The sequence below is a fragment of the Microterricola pindariensis genome, assembly GCF_002936985.1.
In the GTDB taxonomy this organism is placed as follows: Bacteria; Actinomycetota; Actinomycetes; order Actinomycetales; family Microbacteriaceae; genus Microterricola; species Microterricola pindariensis.
Genome location: NZ_MPZN01000049.1, coordinates 1 through 23,957, shown reverse-complemented (window position 1 = coordinate 23,957; position 23,957 = coordinate 1). Strand labels below are relative to the sequence as shown.

Genomic DNA, 23,957 nt, shown 5'->3' with positions numbered 1-23,957 from the left:
CCAGATCGCGCCGAGCGGCGGCAGGGTGAGGCTGGCGGATGCCGGCCGGCCCGCCCACGGGGTGTCCACCGCTGTGACGCCGCCGAGGTTGCCCACCCCGGACCCGCCGTACTCGGCGGCATCCGTGTTGAGCAGCTCGCGCCAGCGCCCGGCCAGCGGCAGGCCGACCCGGTAGTCACCGTGCGGCACCCCGGCGAAGTTCACCAGGCAGGCGATCGTCTGCCCGGCCCCGTCGCGGCGGAGGAACGAGACGACGTTCTCTGCGGCCGCCCCGCCGTCCAGCCACTCGAACCCGGCCGAGTCATGGTCGAGCGCCCAGAGCGCCGGGTGCGCCAGGTAAGCCCGGTTGAGCTCGGCGACGAGGTCGAACACGCCGCGGTGGCTCGGCTGGTCCAGCACCCACCAGTCCAGCCCGCGCTCCTCGCTCCACTCCGACGGCTGGGCGAACTCCTGCCCCATGAACAGGAGCTGCTTGCCCGGGTGGCACCACATGAAGGCCAGGTAGGCTCGCACGTTCGCCAGCTTCTGCCAGTGGTCGCCGGGCATCTTGCCGAGTAGCGAGCCCTTGCCGTGCACGACCTCGTCGTGGCTGATCGGGAGCAGGAAGTTCTCGCTGAACGCGTACAGGAACGAGAAGGTGATCTCGCCGTGGTGGTGCGAGCGGTACATCGGGTCGACCTGCATGTACTGCAGCGAGTCGTGCATCCAGCCCATGTTCCACTTCAGCCCGAAGCCGAGCCCGCCGCTGACGGTGGGGGCGGTGACCCCGCCCCAGCTGGTGGACTCCTCGGCGACCATGACGATGCCGGGGTTACGCTTGTAGGCGGTGGCGGTGACCTCCTGCAGGAAGGCGATGGCCTCCAGGTTCTCGTTGCCGCCGTGGACGTTCGGCTCCCACTCGCCGGCCTCACGCGAGTAGTCCAGGTAGAGCATGGAGGCCACGGCATCCACCCGCAGGCCGTCGACGTGGAACTCCTCCAGCCAGAACAGGGCGTTCGCGACGAGGAAGTTGCGCACCTGGCGCTGCCCGAAGTCGAACACCAGCGTGCCCCAGTCCTTCTGCTCTCCGCGGCGCGGGTCCGGGTGCTCGTAGAGTGGCTCGCCGTCGAAGTTCGCCAGCGCCCACTCGTCCTTCGGGAAGTGGCCGGGCACCCAGTCCATCAGCACGCCGATGCCGGCCCGGTGCAGCCGGTCGATCAGGTAGCGGAGGTCGTCGGGGGAGCCGAAGCGGCTGGTCGGCGCGTAGTAGCCGGTCACCTGGTACCCCCAAGAGCCACCGAAGGGGTGCTCGGCCAGGGGCATGAACTCGACGTGGCTGAAGCCGAGCTCGTGCACGTAGTCGATCAGCTGGTCGGCGGCCTCCCGGTAGCCGAGGCCCGGCCGCCAGGATCCGAGGTGCAGCTCGTAGACGCTCATCGGCCCGCTGTGCGGGTCGGTGCTGGCGCGGCGCCCCATCCAGTCGCCGTCGGCCCAGACGTGGTGGCTGCTGGCGACGACGGATGCCGTCTGCGGCGGCTGCTCGGCGGCGGCTGCCATCGGGTCGGCGCGCGTCACCCAGTGGCCGGCCGGGGTGAGGATCTCGTACTTGTACACGCTGCCGGGCTCCACCCCGGGCACGAACAGCTCCCAGACGCCGACGGCGCCGAGCCGGCGCATCGCGTGGCCGATCCCGTTCCAGCCGTTGAAGTCGCCGACCACTCGCACCGCGTGCGCGTGGGGGGCCCAGACGGCGAAGGCGGTGCCGTGCGCGCGGCCGGTCACACCGGCGTGCTCGCGGTAGTGCGCGCCGAGCACCCGCCAGAGCTCCTCGTGCCGGCCCTCGGCGATCAGGTGCAGGTCGAGCTCGCCGATCGTCGGCTGGTAGCGGTACGGGTCGTCGCCCCGCCACTCGGAGCCGTCGGGGTAGCGGGCCTCGATCTCGTAGTCGTGCAGCCCGATGATGCTGAGCCCCTGCCACACCCCGTGCCCGATGTGGTGCAGCTCGATCCGGGCGTCGGTGCCGAGCACCGCCTGCACCTCGGCGGCGAGCGGGCGGAGCGCGCGGATCACGGTGACCGGGTCGGCAATCCCGTCCGCCACGAGGTGCTGGCCGAGCACGGTGTGCGGGTCGGGGTGGCTGCCGGATGCCACGCGCTGCAGGGTCTCCTCGGACAGGGCGGGGAGGTCGATGCCGGGGCCGGCACCGTCGGCGGAATGCTCGCGCGCGCTCATGTCAGGATCCGTTCTGGCTCGGTCGTCGCGGGGCCCGGCGCGCCTTCGGTGCCGGCGCTGCGGCATCCGCCGGCGCCTGCAGCTCCCGCACCGCCAGGATGTGCACGGGCTCGGTGAAGGCGTCCAGCCGCACGTAGTTGTGCTCGCCCCAGTTCCACAGCTCCCCGGTGACGAGGTTCTCCACCTGGAAGGCGGCGCCGGCGCTCAGGCCGAACAATTCGGGGTCGAGGTGCACCGTGGTCTCGCGCACCGAGTGCGGGTCGAGGTTCGCCACGACGATGACGGCGTCCTCCCGCCCGTCCGGGCTGTGCGCGGCCGCCAGGTGCTTGCTGTAGACGAGCACGGCGTCGTCCTCGCTGGAGTGGAAGCGGATGTTGCGCAGCTGCCGGAGCGCGGGGTGCTCCGCCCTGACCCGGTTGAGGATGCCGAGATAGAGCGCCAGGGAGCGGTCGGCTGCGGCGGCCCCGGCGAAGTCGCGCGGCTTGTACTCGTACTTCTCGTTGTCGATGGCCTCCTCCGCGCCCGGGCGGGCGACGGACTCGAACAGCTCGAACCCGGAGTAGACGCCCCAGCTGGGCGCGGCCGTCGCGGCGATCGAGGCGCGGATGGCGAAGGCGGCCGGCCCGCCGAACTGCAGGTACTCGGTGAGGATGTCCGGGGTGTTCACCCAGAGGTTCGGCCGGAGGTAGTCGGCCGTGTCGGTGGCGAGGCCGCCCAGGAACTCCTCCAGCTCCGACTTCGTGTTGCGCCAGGCGAAGTAGGTGTACGACTGCTGGAAGCCGACCCGGGCGAGGGCCTTCAGCGGGGCGGGGCGGGTGAACGCCTCGGCGAGGAAGATGACATCCGGGTGCTCGGTGTTGACGACGCCGAGCAGCCACTCCCAGAGCGCCAGCGGCTTGGTGTGTGGGTTGTCGACGCGGAAGATTCGGATGCCCTGGGCGATCCAGTGCCGCACGATGCGCAGTACCTCGGCCCGGATGCCGCCCGGGTCGTTGTCGAAGTTGATCGGGTAGATGTCCTGGTACTTCTTCGGCGGGTTCTCGGCGAAGGCGATGCTGCCGTCCGGCAGCGTCGTGAACCACTCCGGGTGCTCGGCCACCCACGGGTGGTCGGGGGAGGCCTGCAGGGCGAGGTCGAGGGCGACCTCGATGCCGAGCTCGCCGGCGCGCGCCGTGAAGGCGCGAAAGTCTTCCAGCGTGCCGAGGTCTGGGTGCACGGCGTCGTGGCCGCCGGCGGCCGAGCCGATCGCCCAGGGCGAGCCGGGGTCGTGCGGGCCGGCCTGCAGCGTGTTGTTCGGCCCCTTGCGGAAGGACTCCCCGATCGGGTGGATGGGCGGCAGGTAGAGAACGTCGAAGCCCATCGCGGCCACCGCGTCGAGCCGGAGCGCGGCGGTGCGGAAGGTGCCGCTCTGCCAGGAGCCGTCCGGGCGGCGCAGCGCGCCCTCCGAGCGGGGGAAGAACTCGTACCAGGAGCCGACGCCGGCCCGCTCCCGCTCGACCCGCACGGTGCGCGGCTCGGTGCGGCTCTCCAGCCCGGCCGGCGGCTGCGCGGTGAGCAGGGCGGCGACGGGGCCGCTCGCTCCGCGCTCCAGCCGCACGTCCACGTTGACGCCGGTGTCCAGGAGGTCGGCGGCGGCGCTCTGCAACAGCTCCAGATCGGATGCCGCCCGCCCCGGCTCAGCGGCGGCCCGCTCCAGCAGTGCCGCGCCGGCGGCGAGCATCAGCTCCTCGTCGACGCCCGCGGCGATCTTGACGGCGGCGTTGTGCCGCCAGGTGGCGTAGTCGTCGGCGTAGGCGCGCACCGCGTAGTTCCACGCACCGGGCGCATCCAGCACCAGCTCCACCTGCCAGCGGTCGGTGCCGGGGGAGACCTCGCGCATCGAGTGCCGGCTCTCCGCGCCGCCCGGCCGCTGCAGCAGCAGCTCGACGCCGATCAGGTCGTGCCCCTCGCGGAACGCCGTCGCGGCGAAGGGGACCACCTCGCCGACGTACGCCTTGGCCGGCCAGAGCTCGCCCGGCTGCACCGGCGATGGGTCGAGGACGGGGATCCGGCCCACGCGCGTCGGGCCGGCGGGATCCGCGGGCGGCACTGCCGCCTTCCGGGCCGCGCTGTCGGTGGGCACGCTGTTCTTGGGCACAGTGCGACCGTAGCGCGAATCAGGCCCCGCGTGCGGAAGAAAATGTCACAATCGCGACCGGCTAGGGCCGCCCGATCGGGGCGAAGCTGCCGGAGGTGACGGTGGCCAGATCGTCCGGGCTGAGCTCGATGTCGAAGCCGCGCCGCCCGCCGGAGACGAACACGGTGTCGAACAGGATCGCGCTCTCGTCGATGACCGTCGGGTGGGCGTTCTTCTGGCCGATCGGGCTGATGCCGCCGACGACGTAGCCCGTCTTGCGCTCGGCCAGCTTCGGGTCGGCCATGACGGCCTTCTTGGCGCCGAGCGCGAGGGCGAGCGCCTTGAGGTCGAGGGTGCCGGTGACGGGCACGATGCCGACGACGAGCTGGCCGTCGGCATCCGCCAGCAGCGTCTTGAACACGCGGTCCGGGTCGAGCTCGAGCTTCTCTGCGGCCTCCAGGCCGAAGTTCGTCGCGGCGGCGTCGTGCTGGTAGAGGTGCGGGGTGAAGCGGATGCCGGCCTGGCCGAGGGCCACGGTGGCCGGGGTGCCCGCCCCGCTCTCGCTCGTCTTCTTCGCCACGAATGAAACTCCTTGTCGGTGTGTGTTCTCAGTGCGCGCGCAGCAGGCGCATGGAGGTGCCGGCCATGCGCAGCACGGCACCGGGGGCGTGGTTCTCCAGCCGGGTCGCCCCCAGGCAGTCGTCGGCGGAGTCCCACAGCGTCTCGTACCAGTCGACGCCCTCGTGGCTGGGCAGGGCGACGTCCCGTTCCGACTCGGTGGCGTGCACGACGAGCAGGATGCGGTTGAACTCCTCCTCCACCGGAGTGCTCGCCGCGAGGTACTGCAGGGTGCGCTGTTCGGGCGCGTTCCAATCCTCCTCGCTCATCGGCAGGCCGTCGGCGTCGAACCAGTCCATCTGCGAGGCGCCCGGCACATGCTCGCCCAGTCGGGCGTAGCGCTGGGGGCGGAGGGCCGGGTTCGCACGGCGCAGGGCGATCAGCCGGGCGGTGACGGAGTGCAGCTGCTCCTGCCAGGGCTCGCGCACCCAGCCCAGCCAGCCGAGCTCGGTGTCGTGGCAGTAGGCGTTGTTGTTGCCGTGCTGGCTGCGGCCGAACTCGTCGCCGGCGGTGAGCATGGGCACCCCGGCGGAGAACAGCAGCGTGCCGAGCAGGTTGCGCATCGCCTTGCGCCGGTCTGCGAGCACCGCCGGGTCGTCGGAGGGTCCCTCCTGGCCGTGGTTGAAGGAGTTGTTGTTGTCGCTGCCGTCGCGGTTGCCCTCGCCGTTGCCGAGGTTGTGCTTCTGGTTGTACGCGGTCAGGTCGGCCAGGGTGAAGCCGTCGTGCGCGGTCACGAAGTTGAGGGAGGCGAGCGGGCCGCGCTCGCCGGAGAAGGTGTTCGAGGAACCCGCCAGCCGGGTCGCGAAGCGGCCGATGCCGCTGCCGGCCGAGCCGCTGCCCCGTTCCCTGGCGATGTCGGTGAGCCAGAAGTCGCGCATGCGGTCGCGGTAGCGGTCGTTCCACTCCGTCCAGCCGTCGGCGAAGTTGCCCGTCTGCCAGCCGTTGATGCCGACATCCCACGGCTCGGCGATCATCTTGACGCCCTGCAGGGCGGGGTCGTCGAGGATCGCCTCGGGCAGCGGGTGCTGCCGGTCGTACGCCACGTTGGCGTCGCGGCCGAGGGTGGCCGCCAGGTCGAAGCGGAAGCCGTCGATCTGCACCTCGTTCGCCCAGTAGCGCAGCGAGTCCAGCACCAGGCGCGCCGGGCCGCCGGCGTCGGAGGGGGCTGTGTTGCCGAAGTTGACCGTGTTGCCGCAGCCGGTCGTGTCGATGTACGCCCCGTGCGCGTCGACGCGGTAGTAGTTGGCGTTGTCCAGGCCGCGGAAGCTCGTGGTGGGGCCGTGCGGGCCCTCCTCGGCGGTGTGGTTGTAGACGACGTCGAGGATCACCTCGATCCCGGCTTCGTGAAGGAGCTTCACCATTCCCTTGAACTCGCGCAGCACGGCATCCGGGCCGGCCGCCTGCGCCGCCGCCGTCGCGTAGCCGGCGTGCGGGCTGAAGAAGTTCAGCGTGTTGTAGCCCCAGTAGTTGCGGAGGCCCTGCTCGAGCAGGCGCTGCTCGCTGAGCAGGGCGTGCACCGGCAGCAGCTCGACGGCCGTCACCCCGAGCTCGCGCAGGGCCGCGATGGATGCCTCGTGCGCCAGGCCCGCGTAACTGCCGCGCAGCTCGGCCGGCACCGCCGGGTTCAGCTTGCTGAAGCCGCGCACGTGCATCTCGTAGATGACGGACTCATCCAGCGGGGTGGCCGGCTTGAGCGCGCCGTTCCAGTCGAAGCCGTCGTCGACGATGACGCTCTGCCAGAGCCCGTCCGTGCGGGAGAGCCCCCGGGCGTACGGGTCGACGAGCAGCCGGTCCCGGTCGAAGGCGTGCGGCGCTGCGCCCGGCCCGTCCGCGCGCAGGGCGTAGCGGCGCCCGGGGACGAGGCTCCGGCTGCGCCCGTGCCAGATGTCGTGGCCGCCCCTGACCATCGGGATCGACTTCAGCACCCGGCCGGGGTCTGCCTCGTCGAAGACCACGATCTCCATCGCGGTCGCGCTGGCCGACCAGACCCGCAGCTCGCCGCCGCCACTCGTGGCGCGGAAGCCCGGGCCTGCGGCGATTCTCCCGGGACTCATGCGATCTACAGTAGTGAGTATGGCTGTGTATCTGGATCACGCGGCGACGACACCCATGCTGCCGCTCGCCATCGACGCGTACGCCCATGCCATGGCGCTCGTCGGCAACCCGGCGTCCATCCACTCGATCGGGCAGAACGCCAAACGGGTGCTGGAGGAGGCGCGCGAGCAGGTGGCCGCGACCCTCGGCTGCGAGAGCATCGAGGTGGTCTTCACCGGTGGGGGCACGGAGGCCGTGAACCTGGCCATCAAGGGGCTGTTCTGGGCGCGGCCCGGCAGCCGGATCCTCGTCGCAGCGGGGGAGCACCACGCCACCATCGACACGGTGGAGTGGCTGGCCGCCCGGGAGGGCGCGACTATCCAGTGGCTGCCGCTGGACGGGGCCGGGCGGCTCAGCCTGCCCGATCTGGAGGCGGCGCTCGCCGAGGACCCGGAGGACATCGCCCTCGTCAGCGTGCTCTGGGCCAACAATGAGGTCGGCACGGTGCAGCCGATCACCGAGATCTCCGCCCTCGCCGCGCGGGCCGGCGTGCCTCTGCACGTGGACGCCATCGCCGCCTACGGCCAGCTGCCCATCGATGTGAGCGCCGTGCGCGCCGCCTCCGGGGCGGGCGCCGGCACCGGGCTCGTGGCGCTCAGCGTCTCCGCGCACAAGATCGGCGGCCCCGTCGGCATCGGCGCGCTCGTGCTCAGCCGGAGCGCCACCATCGAGGCGCTCATCCACGGCGGCGGCCAGCAGCGCCAGGTGCGCTCCGGCACGCAGGACGCGGCGGCCGCCGTCTCCTTCGCCGCCGCGGCCACCGCCGTGCACGCCGCCCTGCCGGCCGAGTCCGTACGCCTGGCCGCGCTCCGCGACCGGCTGGTCGCCGGGGCGCTGGCGGCGGTGCCGCAGGCGGTGCTGAACGGCGCCAGCGGCGACGCCACCGTGCGGCTGCCCGGCAACGCCCACTTCAGCTTCCCGGGCTGCGAGGGTGACTCGCTGCTGTTCCTGCTGGACATGGCCGGGGTCGCCGTGTCGACCGGCTCGGCCTGCCAGGCCGGCATCCCGGAGCCCTCCCACGTGCTGATCGCGATGGGGCGGAGCGTGGAGGAGGCCAGGGGCGCCCTGCGGGTCACCCTCGGGCACACCTCGACGGATGCCGACGTCGACGCCTTCCTCGCGGCGCTGCCCGCCGCATACGCCCAGGCGGCGACCGCCGGACACGCCGACCGGCAGACCTCTTTCGACCTGCGCTGAGCCCCGCCCGCCCGCATCCGGCCGAGGCGTTCGCCCAGAGAGCCGCGTTTACACTGGGACTATGAAGGTTTTGGCAGCAATGAGCGGCGGCGTTGACTCGGCAGTGGCGGCGGCGCGCGCCGTCGAGGCGGGGCACGAGGTCGTCGGCGTGCACCTGGCGCTCAGCCGGATGCCAGGCACCCTCCGCACCGGCGCCCGCGGCTGCTGCACCATCGAGGACTCGATGGACGCCCAGCGGGCCGCGAACATGATCGGCATCCCGTACTACGTCTGGGACTTCTCCGAGCGCTTCAAGGCCGACGTCGTCGACGACTTCGTCGCCGAGTACCAGGCCGGCCGCACCCCGAACCCGTGCATGCGCTGCAACGAGCGGATCAAGTTCGCCGCGCTGCTGGAGAAGGCGATCGCCCTCGGCTTCGACGCCGTCTGCACCGGCCACTACGCCAGCATCGTGCTGGACAAGGACGGCAACAAGGAGCTGCACCGGGCCAGCGCCTGGGCCAAGGACCAGAGCTACGTGCTCGGCGTCCTCACCGCCGAGCAGCTCGAGCACGCCTACTTCCCGCTCGGCGACACCCCGTCCAAGGCGGAGGTGCGCGCGGAGGCCGCCGAGCGCGGCTTCAGCGTCGCCAGCAAGCCGGACAGCCACGACATCTGCTTCATCCCCGACGGCGACACCCGCGGCTGGCTCGCCGACCGCGTCGGTGCCGAGACCGGCGACATCCTCGACCGCACCGGCGCCGTCATCGGCAGCCACGAGGGCGCAGCCGCCTTCACCGTCGGCCAGCGCCGCGGGCTCCGCCTCGGCATGCCCGCGGATGACGGCAAGCCCCGCTTCGTGCTCGAGGTGCGCCCCAAGGACAACACGGTCGTCGTCGGCCCGAAGGAGGCGCTGGCGATCGCCGAGATCGCCGGAAACCGTTTCACCTGGGCGGGCGTCCCGCAGCAGAGTCCGGAGACGCCGTTCGACATCGAGGTGCAGATCCGCGCCCACGCGGACCCGGTCCCCGCCGTGGCCGTCGTGCGTGACGGCGAGCTCATCGTCAACCCGGAGACGCCGCTGGACGGCGTCGCCCCCGGCCAGACCGCCGTCATCTACGTGGGTACACGCGTGCTCGGCCAGTTCACGATCGACCGCACGGTGAGCGCCGTGCCCGTCGACGCCGCCTAGAACGCTCGAGACCTCCCCGTCCGGGCCACCTCGGGAGGCCGACGGCGGATCGGGAGGCGACTTCTGGTCGAAGGTTGCCGCCCGATCTCCCGATTGCCGCCGCATCCGGCATCTTTGCCGCTGGCTGGAGGGAGCGCCAGCGGCCGAAGCACTGACGCGGCATGAGGCCGGCGGGGTGGCGGGGTGGTCGGGCCGGAAGCCGGGCTTCGGTCGCTCGTTCCTCGCTCCCTCGGCCGATGTGGGGAGAGCGCACGGAGCGACACTGCGCGCTGTCGGGCCCCGCTCCTAGAATTGTCCTGTGAGCGAGACGGCTGAAGTTTTTGACATTGCGGATTTTGAGACCGCCCGCGCCGAGTCGGAGGCGCTCCGCGAGCGCATCGAGCGGCACCGGATCGCCTACCATTCGGAGGGCGTCAGCCTCGTCAGCGACGCCGAGTACGACGCCGACATGCACCGACTGGAGGCGCTGGAGCGTGCGTTCCCCGAGCTCGCCGGCCAGGACAGCCCCACCCAGCAGGTCGGCGCCGCGCTCGTGGACAGCGGCTTCCCGCCGCACGAGCACGCCGAGCGCATGCTCAGCCTCGACAACGTCTTCAGCATCGAGGAGTTCGAGGAGTGGGCAGGCAAGACACTCGAGGCGGCCGGTCGCCCGGTGCGCTGGCTCAGCGAGCTGAAGATCGACGGCCTGGCTATCAGCCTGGCCTACCGCGACGGCGTGCTCGAGACCGCGACCACCCGCGGCGACGGCCGCACCGGCGAGGACATCACCGAGAACGTCGACTGGATCCCCGTCATCCCGCGCACCCTGCAGGGCGAGAACTTCCCGCCGTTCTTCGAGGTGCGCGGCGAGGTGTTCATTCGCACCGCGGACTTCGCGGCCATGAACGAGCGCCAGCACGAGCTGCAGGCGGCCTACGCCGCCGAACAGCGCGCCAAGGGCAAGGCGGACGAGGAGATCCCGACCCGCTACGCCGAGTTCGCCAACGCCCGCAACGCGGCCGCCGGCAGCCTGCGGCAGCGCCGCTCCAAGAAGACGGATGCCGAGCTCGCCCTCATGCGGGAGCGGCTCGGCCGTCTCTCCCTCTACCTGCACGGCATCGGCGCCTGGCCGAACCCGCCTGTCGCCGCCCAGTCCGAGGTGTACGAGCTCCTGGCCGGCTGGGGCCTGCCCGTCTCCCCGCACAGCCGGGTCTGGGACACGGCCGCAGAGGTGACCGCGTTCATCGCCGACCGCGGCGAACACCGCCACGACATCGAACACGAGATCGACGGCATCGTCGTCAAGGTCGACGAGCTGGAACTGCACGCAGAGCTCGGCGCCACCAGCCGGGCACCGCGCTGGGCGATCGCCTACAAGTACCCGCCGGAGGAGGTGCACACCACGCTGCTCGACATCGTCGTCGGTGTCGGCCGCACCGGCCGGGCCACCCCCTACGCCGTGATGGAGCCCGTGAAGGTGGCCGGCTCCACCGTGCGCCAGGCCACCCTGCACAACCAGGAGGTCGTCAAGGCCAAGGGGGTCATGATCGGCGACACCGTCATCCTCCGCAAGGCCGGCGACGTCATCCCCGAGATCCTCGGCGCCGTCATCGAGAAGCGCGACGGCACCCAGCGTGAGTGGCAGATGCCCGCGAACTGCCCGGAGTGCGGCACGCCGCTCCGCCCCATGAAGGAGGGCGACATCGACCTCCGCTGCCCGAATGCCCGCGGCTGCCCCGCCCAGGTGCGCGGCCGGGTCGAGCACATCGGCTCCCGTGGCGGCCTCGACATCGAGGAGCTCGGCGAGGTCTCCGCCGCCGCGCTCACCCAGCCGCTCATTCCGTCCGTGCCGCCGCTGCCGACAGAGGCCGGGCTGTTTGAACTGACCATCGAGGACCTGGTGCCGATCGAGGTCGTCGTGCGTGATGCAGAGACCGGGCTGCCCAAGACGGATGACGACGGCAATGTCAAGGTGCGCGCGCCGTTCCGGCGCAACCCCACCCCGGCCGAGAAGAAGTCGGGGGCAGAGGGCCCGTTCGCCTCCAAGTCCGCGGCCAACCTCATCGCCGAGCTGGAGAAGGCCAAGACGAAGCCGCTCTGGCGGATCCTCGTCTCGCTGAACATCCGCCACGTCGGGCCCGTCGCGGCCCGCGCCCTGGCCGACCACTTCGGCTCGCTCGACGCCATCCGCGCCGGCACCGCCGAGGAGCTCGCCGAGGTCGAGGGCGTCGGCGGCATCATCGCCGAGTCGGTGCAGGAGTGGTTCGAGCACGACTGGCACCGCGACATCATCGAGCGCTGGGCTGCGGCCGGCGTGCAGTTCGCCACCCCCGACCATCCCGGGCCGGGTGCTGCAGCGGCCGCCGGGGGAGTGCTGGCCGGGCTGAACGTCGTCGCCACGGGCAGCCTGGACGGCTTCACCAGGGAGGGCGCCCAGGAGGCGATCATCGCCGCCGGCGGCAAGTCGGCATCCAGCGTCTCCAAGAACACCGACTTCGTGGCGGCCGGCCCCGGTGCCGGCTCCAAGCTGGCCAAGGCCGAGGCGCTCGGCATCCCGGTGCTCGACGCCGACGGCTTCCGATTGCTCCTCGCACAGGGCCCGGCCGCGTTCTCACAGGCCGCGGAACAACCCGAGGAATAATCACCCCCGTTCAGGGGGTGTACTGGCAGGATCACTTCGGCCCGTCGTCGCCTACGATGAGGGGTAGCGTTTGCCGGAACAAGCGTCTGATTCTGAGCGCTGAGGGGACTTGCCGGACATGCTCGCCGTCGTCATGTTCATAGCCTCGGCCAACGCTGCCTTGAGCGGCGTGGCCGAGGGCTTTGTCATGCACGAACCCGTGAATGTCATTCAGAATGTTGTTTCCTCTGAGCCGGCCACCCCCCTGGATGCCGGTCTCGACCGCCGCGGGCCCGCCGCCGAGTCCCCACGCATGGTGGCCTTCGACGAGGCGGCGCTGAACCGCATCGGCGGCATGAGCCTGCTGCGCGGCGTCTCCCAGCTCAGCCCCAGCGAGATCATCCGCTATGCGGAGCGAAACCCGACCGAACTGGATGCCGTGCGCGACGCGCGCATCGCGCCGGGTGAGGTCGGGGCCTGGTGGCTCAGTACCCCGGGGCAGGCCCAGGCGGCGCTGGCCGAGGCCGCCCCACAGTTACTCGGCTCCCTGGACGGGGTCCCGGCCGCAGTGCGCGGGCCGGCCAACGAGCTCGCGCTGCAGCGCGCGATCGTCGACACCAGGGAGCAAGCGGCATCCCGCATCGGCAAGGGCGAGCGTCGAAGACTGGGCCAGCAGCAGCGCATGCTCGAGGCCATCTCCGGGGCGCTGGAGAACAAACCGGGAGAGCCGGAGCGCACACTGCTGGAGTTCGACGAGCGGGAGTCGGGCCGTGCCGTCATCGTGATCGGCGATCTCGACACGGCCGACTACATCAGCTACCTCGTCCCCGGCATGTACTTCTCGGTCCAGCAGCAGATCCGCGACTGGACGGACACGGCCGCCTCCCTCGCCGTCGAGCAGCTGCACTGGCTGCAGGATCAACCTGAGGGCGACGGGCCGCCCCGGGTCGCCACGGTCGCCTGGCTCGGCTACCAAACCCCAGACCTGCTGACCATCGGCAGCCTCGAGCTCGCCGAGCACGGCGCCGATGCGCTGGAATCCTCCTGGCAGGGGATCCGGGCCACCCGCGGAGAGCGGCAGCCCTACCTCACCGTCCTCGCCCACTCGTACGGCTCCACCGCCGCGCTGATCGCGCTCGAGCGGCACAGCGAGCAGGTCGACGCCCTCGCCCTGATTGGCTCGCCCGGCAGCGCCACCCAGAACGCCCACGACCTCGGCGTCGCCGGCGACAACGTCTTCGTCGGGGAGGCCCGCTGGGACCCCATCGTCGACACCGCCTTCTATGGCAGCGACCCGGGGTCGCCCTCCTACGGCGCCGTGCGGATCGGCGTCGGCGGTGGCATCGACCCGCTCACCCAGAAAGAGCTCTCCGGGTCCGTCGGTCACAACGCCTACTTCGCCGCCGGCAGCGAGTCCCAGCGCAATCTCGCGCTGATCGGCATCGGTCGTGGCGACTGGGTCACGGATGGTGGAACGCTGCCGCCCGGCACCATGCTGGCGACGGCGCGCTAGCCTGTCCGCATGAGCAGCAAAGCCCCGAAGAAGCCGGCTCGCGACACCGCGGGGCAGGAGACGACCGGGCCGTCACGCCGGCGGTTCCTGCAGGCGACGGGCATCGCGGCCGCCGGATTCGCCGTCGGCGGCGCCACGGGCGGCGCGATCGGCGCCTCCATCGGGCTGGCCGCCGGCGCCGAGCGCGACAGCGACGAGTACACGCCGCTCGATGCCCGCAGCGTGCCCGGCTTCGACCACCTCGTGGTGGTGATGGGGGAGAACCGCTCCTTCGACAACCTCCTCGGCTTCCTGTACGCGCCAGACACCCTGCCGCAGGGCCAGACGTTCGACGGGCTCGCCTTCGGCGACTACTCGAACACGGCGCCGGACGGCACGGCCATTCCGGCGCACGTCTACACGGGCAGCACCGACGCGATCATGGGCTCGCCGTCGCCAGACCCCGGCGAGGAATACCCGCACGTGAACACGCAGCTGTTCAACCGCATCGACCCGGTCGACAACGCCGAAAAGCCGGTCGGCGAGATGCAGGCGCCGTACAACGCACCGGCCTCCACCGCGAAGCCCGGCATGGACGGCTTCGTCACCGACTACGACGTGAACTACCGCCGGCTGCAGAAGGGCAAGGCGCCGTCGGCCGACGAGCTCGGCACGATCATGGGCTCGTTCAGCCCCGAGATGCTGCCCGTGCTCAGCACGCTCGCCCAGGGCTTCGCCGTCTACGACAACTGGTTTTGCGCCGTTCCGTCGCAGACCTTCTGCAACCGCTCCTTCTTCCACGCCTCCACCTCGCACGGCTTCGTCACCAACAAGGAGGGCGGCGGCTACAAGAAGTGGCTGGACGCCCCGCTGACGCCGACCATCTTCAACCGGCTGCAGGATGCCGGGGTCGACTGGCGGGTCTACTTCGACGCCCTGCAGATGGTGTCCTTCACCGGCGTCCTGCACGCGCCCGCGCTGCAGAAGTATTGGGCGACCGGGCACTTCGCGACCATGGACGCCTTCTACGCGGATGCCGCAGCCGGCACGCTGCCCGCCTACTCCTTCATCGAGCCGCGCATGGTCTACAACCACAACGACTTCCACCCGCCGTTCGGCACGCTCAAGGAGAGCGACGTCGACGGCCAGGAGATCATCGACAGTGCCGTCTCCGACGTGCGCGCCGGCGAGGCGCTCATCCACCAGATCTACTCGGCGGTCAGGAACAGCGCCAGCGCCCACGGCTCCAACGCGCTGAACACGATGCTCCTGATCACCTTCGACGAGCACGGCGGGACCTACGACCACGTGGCCCCGCCTGCCGCGATCAAGCCGGACGACGGCGGGGCGGGCGAGATGGGCTTCGAGTTCGACCGGCTTGGCTGCCGGGTGCCCGCCATCGCGATCTCCGCCTACACGCGGGCGGGAACCGTGCTGAACGACGAGATGCACCACGGCGCACTCAGCGCCACCCTCGCCAGGGTGCACGGGCTCAAGCCGCTGACCGCGCGGGACGCCGGCGCGAACACCCTGTTCAACGCCATCAACCTGCAGACGCCCCGGCAGCCGGTCAACTGGCCGACGACCAGCCCGCAGTTCCTGCCGCCAAACCCGCAGGCGGAGGCGCCGCATCCGGGCAACAGCCACAAGGACAAGCCGCTCAGCCCGCCCGCGCAGGGCCTGCTCGGCCTGCTGATCGCCAAGTACGCGCCCGCCGGCACCCCGGTGCCGAAGACATACGGGGAGGCGTACGAGAACTTGGAGAAGTACGGCAACTCCTTGTTCGGCGTGCCCAAGTAAGATTGTCCGGAGCGCTCTCACCACCGAGCGACCCCTATGAGCGAACCCCATGAGCGAAGCCCATGAGCGAACCCCACGATCGACACACGGAGACCCATGTCCGGAATCAGCGCAGAGCAGGTTGCACACCTCGCTCAGCTCGCCCGCATCGACCTGAGCCCAGAAGAGATTCTGAGCCTCACCACCGAACTCGACCAGATCGTTGACTCGGTCGCCAAGGTGACCGCCGTCGCCACGCCCGACGTCCCCGCGACGAGCCACCCCATCCCGCTGCAGAACGTCTTCCGCCCCGACGTGGTCGGCGAGACGCTCACCCTCGAGCAGGCCCTGCAGAACGCGCCGGCCCACGACGGTTCGCGGTTCAAGGTTTCGGCAATTTTGGGAGAAGAGCAGTGAGCGACAACACCCGCGACATCATCCGGCTGAGCGCCGCAGACCTCGGCGCGCGGATCGCCTCAGGCGCCGTCACCTCGGTGCAGGCCACCCAGGCCCACCTCGACCGCATCGACGCGGTCGACGGCGCCGTCCACGCGTACCTGCACGTCGCCCCGGAGCTGGCCCTCGCGGCCGCGGCCCGCGTCGACGCCCAGATCGCCGCCGGCGAGAAGCTCGGCCCGCTGGCCGGTGTGCCCATCGCCGTCAAGGACGTGCTCGTCACCACCGACATGCCCTCGACCAGCGGATCCAAGATCCTCGAGGGCTACCTCTCGCCCTTCGACGCCACCGTCGTCAAGAAGGTGCGCGAAGCCGGCCTGATCCCGCTCGGCAAGACCAACATGGACGAGTTCGCCATGGGCTCCTCCACCGAGCACTCGGCCTACGGCCCCACCCACAACCCGTGGGCGCTCGACCGCATCCCCGGCGGCTCCGGCGGCGGCTCCGCCGCGGCGGTGGCTGGCTACGAGGCGTCCATCGCCCTCGGCAGCGACACCGGGGGATCCATCCGCCAGCCCGCCCACGTCACCGGAACGGTCGGCGTCAAGCCCACCTACGGCGCCGTCAGCCGCTACGGCGCGATCGCCCTGGCATCCTCGCTCGACCAGATCGGCCCGGTCAGCCGCACCGTCTTGGACTCGGCCCTGCTGCAGGACATCATCGGCGGCCACGACCCGCGCGACTCCACCTCGCTCCGCACCGAGTGGCCCTCCATGGCGGATGCCGCGCGGAACGCCAACGTGCAGGGGCTGAAGATCGGCGTCATCAAGCAGTTGCAGGGCGACGGCTTCCAGGCCGGCGTGCTGAACCGCTTCACCGAGGCGCTCGAGCTGCTCGTCGCCAACGGCGCAGAGATCGTCGAGCTCGACGCGCCCAGCTTCGAGCACGCGATCGCCGCGTACTACCTGATCCTGCCCGCCGAGGCATCCAGCAACCTGGCCAAGTTCGACTCCGTGCGCTTCGGCCTGCGGGTGAACCCGCAGGGCGGCGGCACCGTCGAAGACGTGATGAGCGCCACCCGCGACGCCGGCTTCGGCCCGGAGGTCAAGCGCCGCATCATCCTCGGCACCTACGCGCTGAGCGCCGGCTACTACGACGCCTACTACGGCAGCGCCCAGAAGGTGCGCACGCTCGTGCAGCGCGACTTCGCGGCCGCGTTCAGCCAGGTCGACGTCATCGCCTCGCCCACCGCGCCGACCACGGCGTTCAAGCTCGGCGAGAAGCTCAACGACCCGCTGGCCATGTACCTCAACGACATCGCCACGATCCCGGCCAACCTGGCCGGCATCCCCGGCATCACGCTGCCGGCCGGCCTGGCAGATGAGGACGGGCTGCCCGTCGGCATCCAGTTCCTCGCCCCGGCCCACGAGGACGCCCGCCTCTACAACGTCGGCGGCGCACTCGAGCAGTTGCTCGTCGCCCAGTGGGGAGGCCACCTGCTGGAGCAGGCGCCCGACCTGCTCGAACTCATCGCGGCCGCGGCCGAGGAAGGTGCCCGCTAATGGCCCGCGCAGAATTGATGGACTTCGACAAGGCGCTCGAGCTGTTCGAGCCGGTGATGGGCTTCGAGGTCCACGTCGAGCTGAACACCAAGACCAAGATGTTCTCCGAGGCCCCGAACGTGTTCGGCGCGGAGCCCAACACCGGCCTGACCCCGCTCTGCCTCGGCCTGCCCGGCACCCTGCCCGTCGTCAACGAGCAGGCCGTGCGCTACTCGATCAGCCTGGGCCTCGCGCTCGGCTGCTCGATCGCCGAGTCGAGCAGCTTCGCCCGGAAGAACTACTTCTACCCGGACACCCCCAAGAACTACCAGATCTCGCAGTTCGACGAGCCGATCGCGTTCGAGGGCTCCGTGCAGATCGAGCTTGCCGACGGCACCCTCATCGACATCCCCGTCGAGCGCGCCCACATGGAGGAGGACGCCGGCAAGCTGACGCACGTCGGTGGCTCCAGCGGTCGCATCCAGGGCGCGGACTACTCGCTCGTCGACTACAACCGCGCCGGCGTCCCGCTCGTCGAGATCGTCACCAAGCCGATCTACGGCGGAGAGCACCGCTCGCCCGAGATCGCCAAGGCCTACGTGTCGGCGATCCGCGACATCGTCGTGTCGCTCGGCATCTCCGACGCCAAGATGGAGCGCGGCAACCTGCGCTGTGACGCCAACGTGTCGCTGCGCCCGCGCGTTGCAGAGGGCGTGGAGACGCCGCCGCTCGGCACTCGCACCGAGACGAAGAACGTCAACTCGCTGCGCTCGGTCGAGCGCGCGGTGCGTTACGAGATCCAGCGCCAGGCCGCCATCCTCGCCAAGGGCGGCAGCATCACCCAGGAGACGCGCCACTGGCACGAGGACACGGGCGAGACGAGCGCCGGACGCCCCAAGAGCGACGCCGACGACTACCGCTACTTCCCGGAGCCCGACCTGCTCCCCGTCGTGCCCTCCGCCGAGCTGATCGCGGAGCTGCGCGCAGCCCTGCCAGAGCAGCCGGCCGTGCGCCGCCGCCGTCTGAAGGCCGAGTGGGGCTTCACCGACCTCGAGTTCCAGGACATCCAGAACTCCGGCCTCCTCACCGAGGTCTCCGAGACGGTCGCCGCCGGTGCGACGCCGGCCGCCGCCCGCAAGTGGTGGACGGGTGAGATCGCCCGCCTGGCGAACGCGGCAGACGCCGACGCCGCCAGCCTGATCTCGGCCGCGGATGTCGCAGCGCTGGCCGTCCTCGTCGAGGCAGGCACCCTCACCGACCGTCTGGCCCGCCAGGTGCTCGAGGGCGTCATCGCCGGCGAGGGAACCCCGCAGCAGGTCGTCGACGCCCGGGGCCTCGCCGTGGTCTCCGACGACGGTGCCCTGATCGCCGCCATCGACGAGGCCCTGGCCGCCCAGCCGGACGTGCTCGAGAAGATCCGCGACGGAAAGGTGCAGGCCGCCGGCGCCGTCATCGGTGCCGTCATGAAGGCGATGAAGGGGCAGGCCGACGCGGCCCGCGTGCGCGAGCTCGTGCTGGAGCGCGCCAGCGCCTAAACCCTCGGGTTGAGCTTGTCGAAACCCCGGCCCCTGTGCCCGCACTCCGCGGGCGCAGGGGCCGTTTCGCTGAACCCTGCCCACCGCGCGGCCAACGGATGCTCCCGGCGCGGTACGCTGAGATTTCCTCAGTCCGGGGTTTCTCGGAGAGCGCGCCTCGGCGTGCTGGACGGAGACTGCAATGAAGCGCCCCATGCCACCAGCGACGCACCGAGTGGTGCTCGCCCTGCTCGCAGCCGCCGCACTCTCGCTCACAGCCTGCGGAGCCAGCGGGGGAGGGTCCGGCGATGACGCGGCCACGACTCTCGGCGAGAAGGAGGGGTCCGTCTCGATCTTGGCCCGGCCCGGCTACGTCGAGGACGGCAGCAACCAGCCGGCCGTCGACTGGGTCAGCCCCTTCGAGAAGGACACCGGCTGCACGGTCACCAGCACGATCTACGACACCTCCGACCAGGCATTCAACCTGATGAAGTCGGGCGAATACGACGTGATCGCGGCATCCGGCGACGCCTCGGTGCGCCTGATCGACGCCGGCATTCTTGCTCCAACGAACACCGATCTGATCCCCAACTATGCGGGCATCTACGACTACCTCAAGATGCAGCCCTGGAACAGCCTCGACGGTGTCGCCTACGGTGTCCCGCACGGCTATGGGGCCAATTTGTTGATGTACAACGCCGACGTCGTCTCTCCGGCGCCCACCTCGTGGGACGTCGTCTTCGACAAGGGCGATGCCTACAGTGGCAAGGTCACCGCCTACGACTCGCCGATCTACATCGCCGACGCCGCCCTCTACCTGATGACGCATCGCGCCGTGCTCGGGATCCAGAATCCGTACGCGCTCGACACGGATCAGCTGGCCGCGGCGGTCACGCTGCTCACGGAGCAGCGCGGGAACATCGGGGAGTACTGGTCCGACTACCGCAAGGCGATCCAGTCCTTCGAATCCGGCGATGCTGTCGTCGGCACCACCTGGCAGGTGATCGCGAACGGGCTGGCCGACGGCTTCGCGACCGAGGTCACGGTGCCCTCCGAGGGTGTCACCGGCTGGTCGGATACCTGGATGATCGCGTCGGGAGCGAAGAACCCGAACTGCGCATACGCGTGGCTGAACTACATCGCCAGCCCGGAGGCCAACGGGCAGGCGACGGGGTTCTTCGGGCAGGCCCCCTCCAGCCAGGCCGCCTGCGAGTTCCGCTCGGCGGGCTCGTGTGGGGCCTACCATGCCGGCGACGCCGACTACGCGTCGACGATCTGGTTCTGGGTCACGCCGGTCGCCGACTGCCTCGACGGGCGTAGCGACGTGCGGTGCACCGACTATGCCGACTGGACGGCCGCATGGCAGCAGATCACGCGGTGAGGCACGCGCCCCGCTGGTTGAGCCTGTCGAGCCCCTGTGCCCTCACAGGGGGCGTTCAGAAGACCGAAAGCATCGCCGCATAGGCTGTGCAGCACCACACGACAGGGAGAACACCATGGGATTCATGGACTGGCTTTTCGGCTCGCAGACCCCGGCTGACGCAGCGCAATCGGAGGAGCAGCGCCGGGCCGCGATCCCGCGCGAGCGGCACCCCGACGAGGTGGCGGTCGAGCGCTACCGCTACCTGCTTCGTACCGCACCGCCAGAGACGATCGAGCAGGCGCACGCCGACGCGTTCGCCCAGCTCACCCCAGAGCAGCGCGCCCTGGTCTTCCAGGAGCTGAGCGCCGGAGCCTCCCCCGCGGAGCAGCCCCGCGCCGACGACCCGCGCTCGCTCGCCCAGGCGGCCACGCGGCGCGAGCTGCAGGCGCCGGGAACCCTCGAGCGCTCCTTCTCGCCGCAGCGTGGGGCGGGCGGCATGGGCTTCGGCGGCATGCTCGGCAGCTCGATGCTCGGCTCCATCGCCGGCGTCGTGATCGGCTCCGCCATCGCCCAGTCGTTCATCCCGTCCGGGGTCGGCGAGGCGGCCGGCGCTGAGGGCACGGATGCGGGCGCAGACGCCGGTGCGGACGGCGGCGTCGAGGCTGGCGGCGGCGGGTTCTTCGACGGCGGCGACAGCTTCGGCGGCGACAGCTTCGGCGACTTCGGCTTCTGAGCCGCCGGCGCTAGTCCGGGCTCATCCCGCACGTCAGGTTCAGCACCGCGCCGTTCATCGAGCGCGCACCGCCCTCGGCCAGGAACACCGCCATCTCGGCCACCTCGTCGAGGGCGGGGAGTGAACGGCTCGTGGTGAGGGATTCGAGGAACCCCGCGAACTCCTCCAGCGGCATCGGCAGGTCGGGGATGTCGCCGATCGTCTCCAGGATGCGCTGCATCCGGAGGCAGACCACGCGCACACCGGACGGGCCGAGCTCGGCGGCGAAGGTGCGGGTCAGCGCCTCGACGGCGGAGCAGGCCGCGGCGAAGCCGCCGACGCCGGCGATCGCCACCCGGGCGGGCGAGGCAGACAATGTCAGGATGGTCCCGCCTCCCCGCTCCACCATGTGCCTCCCCGCGGCCTGGGACGTGATGAACTGGGTGCGCAGCCAGCTGGTGGCGGGGGCGAGCGCGTCCTCGAGGCCGAGCTCGAGCAGCGGGACGCCCTGAACCAGCGGGATGCTCACGGCGTTGAGCATCACGTCGATCCGGCCGGCGGCCTCGAACACGGCGTCGGCGTGGGCGTTGACGGCTGTCAGGTCGAAGGCGTCGACCTCTGCGACGTGCACGCGCGCCGGCGACTCCGCGCGAATGCGCTCCGCCGTCGCCTCGACGCTCTGCACGCGGTGGCCGGCCAGGAACAGCTCGGCGCCGTGGCGCGCGAACTGCCGGGCGACAGCCGACCCGATCGCACCGCCGGCGCCGTGCACGATGACGCTCTGCTGCTCTGTCTCCCTCGACATTCGGTTCTCCCTCTCGATGTGTGGCGGGGTGGTCGATGGCGCAAGTTGTGACTGGACCGTAACATCACACGCCCACGGCCGGCATCCGTGACCCTATGATTCTCCTCAGAGCGGGATTCTGAGCTTTCCTCACACGGGGCGCATCGGATCGTGCGCCTCGGCGCAGCCGCCGTGCGAGAGGGAGCGAGAGTGTCCACAGAAGCGCCGGCCATTCGCCTCAGTGAGGTGACGAAGACCTTCGGCGCGGTGAACGCCGTCGACGGGCTCAACCTGGACATCGCGGCCGGCGAGTTCTTCTCCATGCTCGGCCCCTCCGGCTCCGGCAAGACGACGGTTCTGCGCCTGATCGCCGGCTTCGAGCTGCCGACCGCCGGCACGATCGAGCTGTTCGGGCGCGACGTCACCGGCACGGCGCCGTTCGACCGCGACGTCAACACCGTCTTCCAGGACTACGCGTTGTTCCCGCACATGAGCGTTCTGGACAACGTGGCCTACGGGCTGCGGGTGCGCGGCGTGGGCAAGGCCGAGCGCCGGGAGCGCGCCAGAGCGGCACTGGAGAAGGTGCGGCTCGGGTCCTTCGGCGACCGCCGGCCCGCCCAGCTCTCCGGCGGCCAGCGGCAGCGCGTCGCGCTGGCCCGGGCCACCGTCGTCGAGCCGAAGGCGCTGCTGCTGGACGAGCCGCTCGGCGCCCTCGACCTGAAGCTCCGCGAGCAGATGCAGGTCGAGCTCAAGGAGATCCAGCGCGACCTCGGCATCACCTTCATCTTCGTCACCCACGACCAGGAGGAGGCGCTGACCCTCAGCGACCGGATCGCCGTGTTCAGCGACGGCAAGATCGAACAGCTCGGCACCCCGGCCGAGATCTACGAACGGCCCCGCTCGTCCTTCGTGGCCGCCTTCGTCGGCACCTCGAACATCTTCGACGACGCCCTCTCGCGCCGCCTGCTCGGGCGGCGCGGCGCGCACTCGCTGCGCCCGGAGAAGCTCTCGCTCGCGGCGGGGGAGCCGCCGGCAGCCGCCGGTGAGCCAGCCACCGGGGAGCACGTCGCCGCCGGAACCATCGCCGAGCTCGTCTACGTCGGCAGCGTCACGCGCATCTTCGTCGACCTGGACGCCGGCATGAGGGTCGTGGTGGTGGAGCAGAACGACCGCCACCGCGGGATCCCAGAGGAGCGCGGGCGCCGGGTGAGCGTCACCTGGCGCGACAGCGACCTGGTCGCCCTGGGGCGGGGGAACGCGGCGGCACCGAACGACACCACAACCATGACGCACTGAAACGGATGGAGACGGCAATGAAGCACACCATGCCACCAACGCGGCGACGGGCGGCGCTTGCGCTGCTCGCGGCTGCCTCCCTCGCGGCGCTCACCGCCTGCGGAACGAGCGGGGGTTCCTCCGGCGGGGAGACCGCCGCGACCGAGCTCGGCGAGATGGAGGGGACCGTGTCGATCCTCGCCTGGCCCGGATACGTCGAGGACGGCAGCAACGACCCCGCCGTCGACTGGGTCACCCCCTTCGAGGAGCAGACCGGGTGTCAGGTGACGAGCAAGACCTACGGCACCTCGGACGAGGCGTTCAGCCTGATGAAGACCGGGGACTACGACGTCGTCGCCGCCTCCGGCGATGCCTCGCTGCGCCTGGTCGCGGCCGGAACCGTCGCCCCGGTGAACACCGACCTGATCCCCAACTACGCCGGCGTCTACGACTTCCTCAAGATGCAGTCCTGGAACAGCGTCGACGGCGTCTCCTACGGGGTGCCGCACGGCTACGGCGCCAACCTGCTCATGTACAACACCGACGTCGTCACCCCGGCGCCGACCTCGTGGGACGTGGTCTTCGACAAGGGCAGCGAGTTCCAGGGCAAGGTCACCGCCTACGACTCGCCGATCTACATCGCGGATGCCGCCATGTACCTGATGACGCACCAGCCCGACCTTGGCATCGAGAACCCGTACGCTCTCGATGAGGAGCAGCTGGCGGCGTCCGTCGCCCTGCTCAAGGAGCAGCGCGCGAACATCGGCGAGTACTGGTCCGACTACCTGAAGACCATCCAGTCCTTCGAATCGGGGGACACCGTCGTCGGCACCACCTGGCAGGTGATCGCGAACTCGCTGGCCGAGGGTACCCCGGCGGCCGTGACGGTGCCCTCGGAGGGCGTGACCGGCTGGTCGGACACCTGGATGATCGCGTCCGCGGCGAAGAGCCCGAACTGCGCCTACGCCTGGCTGGACTACATCGCCAGCCCGGAGGCCAACGGGCAGGCGACGGAGTACTTCGGCGAGGCGCCGTCCAACCAGGCCGCCTGCGAGTTCCGCTCAGAGGGCTCCTGCGAGGCCTACCACGCGGGCG

17 protein-coding genes are annotated in these 23,957 nt (G+C 70.8%); 12 read left to right on the top strand and 5 right to left on the bottom strand.

What is annotated here, in order from left to right; translation table 11 throughout:
- From glgB to glgX, 4 genes are all read right to left on the bottom strand, one after another.
- Positions 1 to 2,211, bottom strand: a 2,211-nt coding sequence (gene glgB, locus GY24_RS13115) for a 1,4-alpha-glucan branching protein GlgB (protein WP_104476490.1), incomplete at its 3' end; no start/stop codon positions are given.
- Position 2,212: 1 nt separating this feature from the next.
- A complete protein-coding gene (locus GY24_RS13110) occupies positions 2,213 to 4,348 on the bottom strand; it encodes an alpha-1,4-glucan--maltose-1-phosphate maltosyltransferase (protein WP_407662185.1) in 2,136 nt (711 codons plus the stop codon).
- Positions 4,349 to 4,409: 61 nt separating this feature from the next.
- Positions 4,410 to 4,907: a Cys-tRNA(Pro) deacylase gene (gene ybaK / locus GY24_RS13105; protein WP_104476486.1), complete on the bottom strand. Its 498-nt coding sequence runs from the start codon at positions 4,905 to 4,907 to the stop codon at positions 4,410 to 4,412.
- Between the two features lie 28 nt (positions 4,908 to 4,935).
- Complete coding sequence (glgX, locus tag GY24_RS13100) at positions 4,936 to 6,999, bottom strand: glycogen debranching protein GlgX (RefSeq protein ID WP_104476484.1); 2,064 nt, start codon at positions 6,997 to 6,999, stop codon at positions 4,936 to 4,938.
- Positions 7,000 to 7,018: 19 nt separating this feature from the next.
- Here glgX and GY24_RS13095 point away from each other — a divergent pair, with 19 nt between their 5' ends.
- The 10 genes from GY24_RS13095 (at position 7,019) to GY24_RS13050 (ending at position 20,824) form a co-directional block, all read left to right on the top strand.
- Positions 7,019 to 8,236, top strand: a complete 1,218-nt coding sequence (locus GY24_RS13095) for a cysteine desulfurase family protein (RefSeq protein WP_104476481.1) — start codon at positions 7,019 to 7,021, stop codon at positions 8,234 to 8,236.
- Positions 8,237 to 8,297: 61 nt separating this feature from the next.
- Positions 8,298 to 9,407 carry a tRNA 2-thiouridine(34) synthase MnmA gene (mnmA, locus tag GY24_RS13090; RefSeq protein WP_104476478.1) on the top strand — a complete coding sequence of 370 codons (1,110 nt, stop codon included), beginning with the start codon at positions 8,298 to 8,300 and terminating at the stop codon, positions 9,405 to 9,407.
- A gap of 298 nt (positions 9,408 to 9,705) precedes the next feature.
- Positions 9,706 to 12,027 (top strand): NAD-dependent DNA ligase LigA, encoded by a 2,322-nt coding sequence (ligA, locus tag GY24_RS13085; protein WP_104476475.1) that lies wholly within the window; start codon positions 9,706 to 9,708, stop codon positions 12,025 to 12,027.
- Between the two features lie 187 nt (positions 12,028 to 12,214).
- A complete protein-coding gene (locus tag GY24_RS13080) occupies positions 12,215 to 13,519 on the top strand; it encodes an alpha/beta hydrolase (protein ID WP_161498738.1) in 1,305 nt (434 codons plus the stop codon).
- 9 nt (positions 13,520 to 13,528) lie between these two features.
- On the top strand, positions 13,529 to 15,298 hold the full coding sequence (locus GY24_RS13075; RefSeq protein WP_104476471.1) for an alkaline phosphatase family protein: 1,770 nt from the start codon (positions 13,529 to 13,531) through the stop codon (positions 15,296 to 15,298).
- A 96-nt stretch (positions 15,299 to 15,394) separates the two neighbouring features.
- Positions 15,395 to 15,694 carry an Asp-tRNA(Asn)/Glu-tRNA(Gln) amidotransferase subunit GatC gene (gatC, locus tag GY24_RS13070; RefSeq protein WP_083363675.1) on the top strand — a complete coding sequence of 100 codons (300 nt, stop codon included), beginning with the start codon at positions 15,395 to 15,397 and terminating at the stop codon, positions 15,692 to 15,694.
- Positions 15,691 to 17,235: an Asp-tRNA(Asn)/Glu-tRNA(Gln) amidotransferase subunit GatA gene (gatA, locus tag GY24_RS13065; protein WP_104476469.1), complete on the top strand. Its 1,545-nt coding sequence runs from the start codon at positions 15,691 to 15,693 to the stop codon at positions 17,233 to 17,235. The genes gatC and gatA overlap by 4 nt, the downstream gene beginning before the upstream one ends.
- The gene (gene gatB, locus GY24_RS13060; protein ID WP_083363677.1) at positions 17,235 to 18,749 is read left to right on the top strand and encodes an Asp-tRNA(Asn)/Glu-tRNA(Gln) amidotransferase subunit GatB; all 1,515 of its coding nucleotides are present in this window, start codon (positions 17,235 to 17,237) and stop codon (positions 18,747 to 18,749) included. The genes gatA and gatB overlap by 1 nt, the downstream gene beginning before the upstream one ends.
- A 193-nt stretch (positions 18,750 to 18,942) precedes the next feature.
- Complete coding sequence (locus GY24_RS13055; RefSeq protein WP_104476492.1) at positions 18,943 to 20,109, top strand: extracellular solute-binding protein; 1,167 nt, start codon at positions 18,943 to 18,945, stop codon at positions 20,107 to 20,109.
- 124 nt (positions 20,110 to 20,233) lie between these two features.
- Positions 20,234 to 20,824 (top strand): hypothetical protein, encoded by a 591-nt coding sequence (locus tag GY24_RS13050; protein ID WP_324778429.1) that lies wholly within the window; start codon positions 20,234 to 20,236, stop codon positions 20,822 to 20,824.
- Positions 20,825 to 20,834: 10 nt separating this feature from the next.
- Here the strand turns inward: GY24_RS13050 and GY24_RS13045 are convergent, their stop codons facing one another.
- Positions 20,835 to 21,608: an SDR family NAD(P)-dependent oxidoreductase gene (locus tag GY24_RS13045; RefSeq protein ID WP_104476463.1), complete on the bottom strand. Its 774-nt coding sequence runs from the start codon at positions 21,606 to 21,608 to the stop codon at positions 20,835 to 20,837.
- Positions 21,609 to 21,833: 225 nt separating this feature from the next.
- Between GY24_RS13045 and GY24_RS13040 the strand changes: the two genes are divergently transcribed.
- Both GY24_RS13040 and GY24_RS13035 read left to right on the top strand, forming a co-directional pair.
- Positions 21,834 to 22,883 carry an ABC transporter ATP-binding protein gene (locus GY24_RS13040; RefSeq protein ID WP_324778428.1) on the top strand — a complete coding sequence of 350 codons (1,050 nt, stop codon included), beginning with the start codon at positions 21,834 to 21,836 and terminating at the stop codon, positions 22,881 to 22,883.
- 17 nt (positions 22,884 to 22,900) lie between these two features.
- The coding region (locus GY24_RS13035) for an ABC transporter substrate-binding protein (protein ID WP_104476458.1) at positions 22,901 to 23,957 on the top strand (1,057 nt) is incomplete at its 3' end.

What these genes read in the sequence shown, in the direction of transcription:
- glgX (WP_104476484.1), bottom strand. Translation starts at nt 6,999, where the DNA reads ATGAGTCCCGGGAGAATCGCCGCAGGCCCGGGCTTCCGCGCCACGAGT.
- GY24_RS13095 (WP_104476481.1), top strand. Translation starts at nt 7,019, where the DNA reads ATGGCTGTGTATCTGGATCACGCGGCGACGACACCCATGCTGCCGCTC.
- mnmA (WP_104476478.1), top strand. Translation starts at nt 8,298, where the DNA reads ATGAAGGTTTTGGCAGCAATGAGCGGCGGCGTTGACTCGGCAGTGGCG.
- GY24_RS13080 (WP_161498738.1), top strand. Translation starts at nt 12,215, where the DNA reads ATGCACGAACCCGTGAATGTCATTCAGAATGTTGTTTCCTCTGAGCCG.
- GY24_RS13075 (WP_104476471.1), top strand. Translation starts at nt 13,529, where the DNA reads ATGAGCAGCAAAGCCCCGAAGAAGCCGGCTCGCGACACCGCGGGGCAG.
- gatC (WP_083363675.1), top strand. Translation starts at nt 15,395, where the DNA reads ATGTCCGGAATCAGCGCAGAGCAGGTTGCACACCTCGCTCAGCTCGCC.
- gatB (WP_083363677.1), top strand. Translation starts at nt 17,235, where the DNA reads ATGGCCCGCGCAGAATTGATGGACTTCGACAAGGCGCTCGAGCTGTTC.
- GY24_RS13055 (WP_104476492.1), top strand. Translation starts at nt 18,943, where the DNA reads ATGCCACCAGCGACGCACCGAGTGGTGCTCGCCCTGCTCGCAGCCGCC.
- GY24_RS13050 (WP_324778429.1), top strand. Translation starts at nt 20,234, where the DNA reads ATGGACTGGCTTTTCGGCTCGCAGACCCCGGCTGACGCAGCGCAATCG.
- GY24_RS13045 (WP_104476463.1), bottom strand. Translation starts at nt 21,608, where the DNA reads ATGTCGAGGGAGACAGAGCAGCAGAGCGTCATCGTGCACGGCGCCGGC.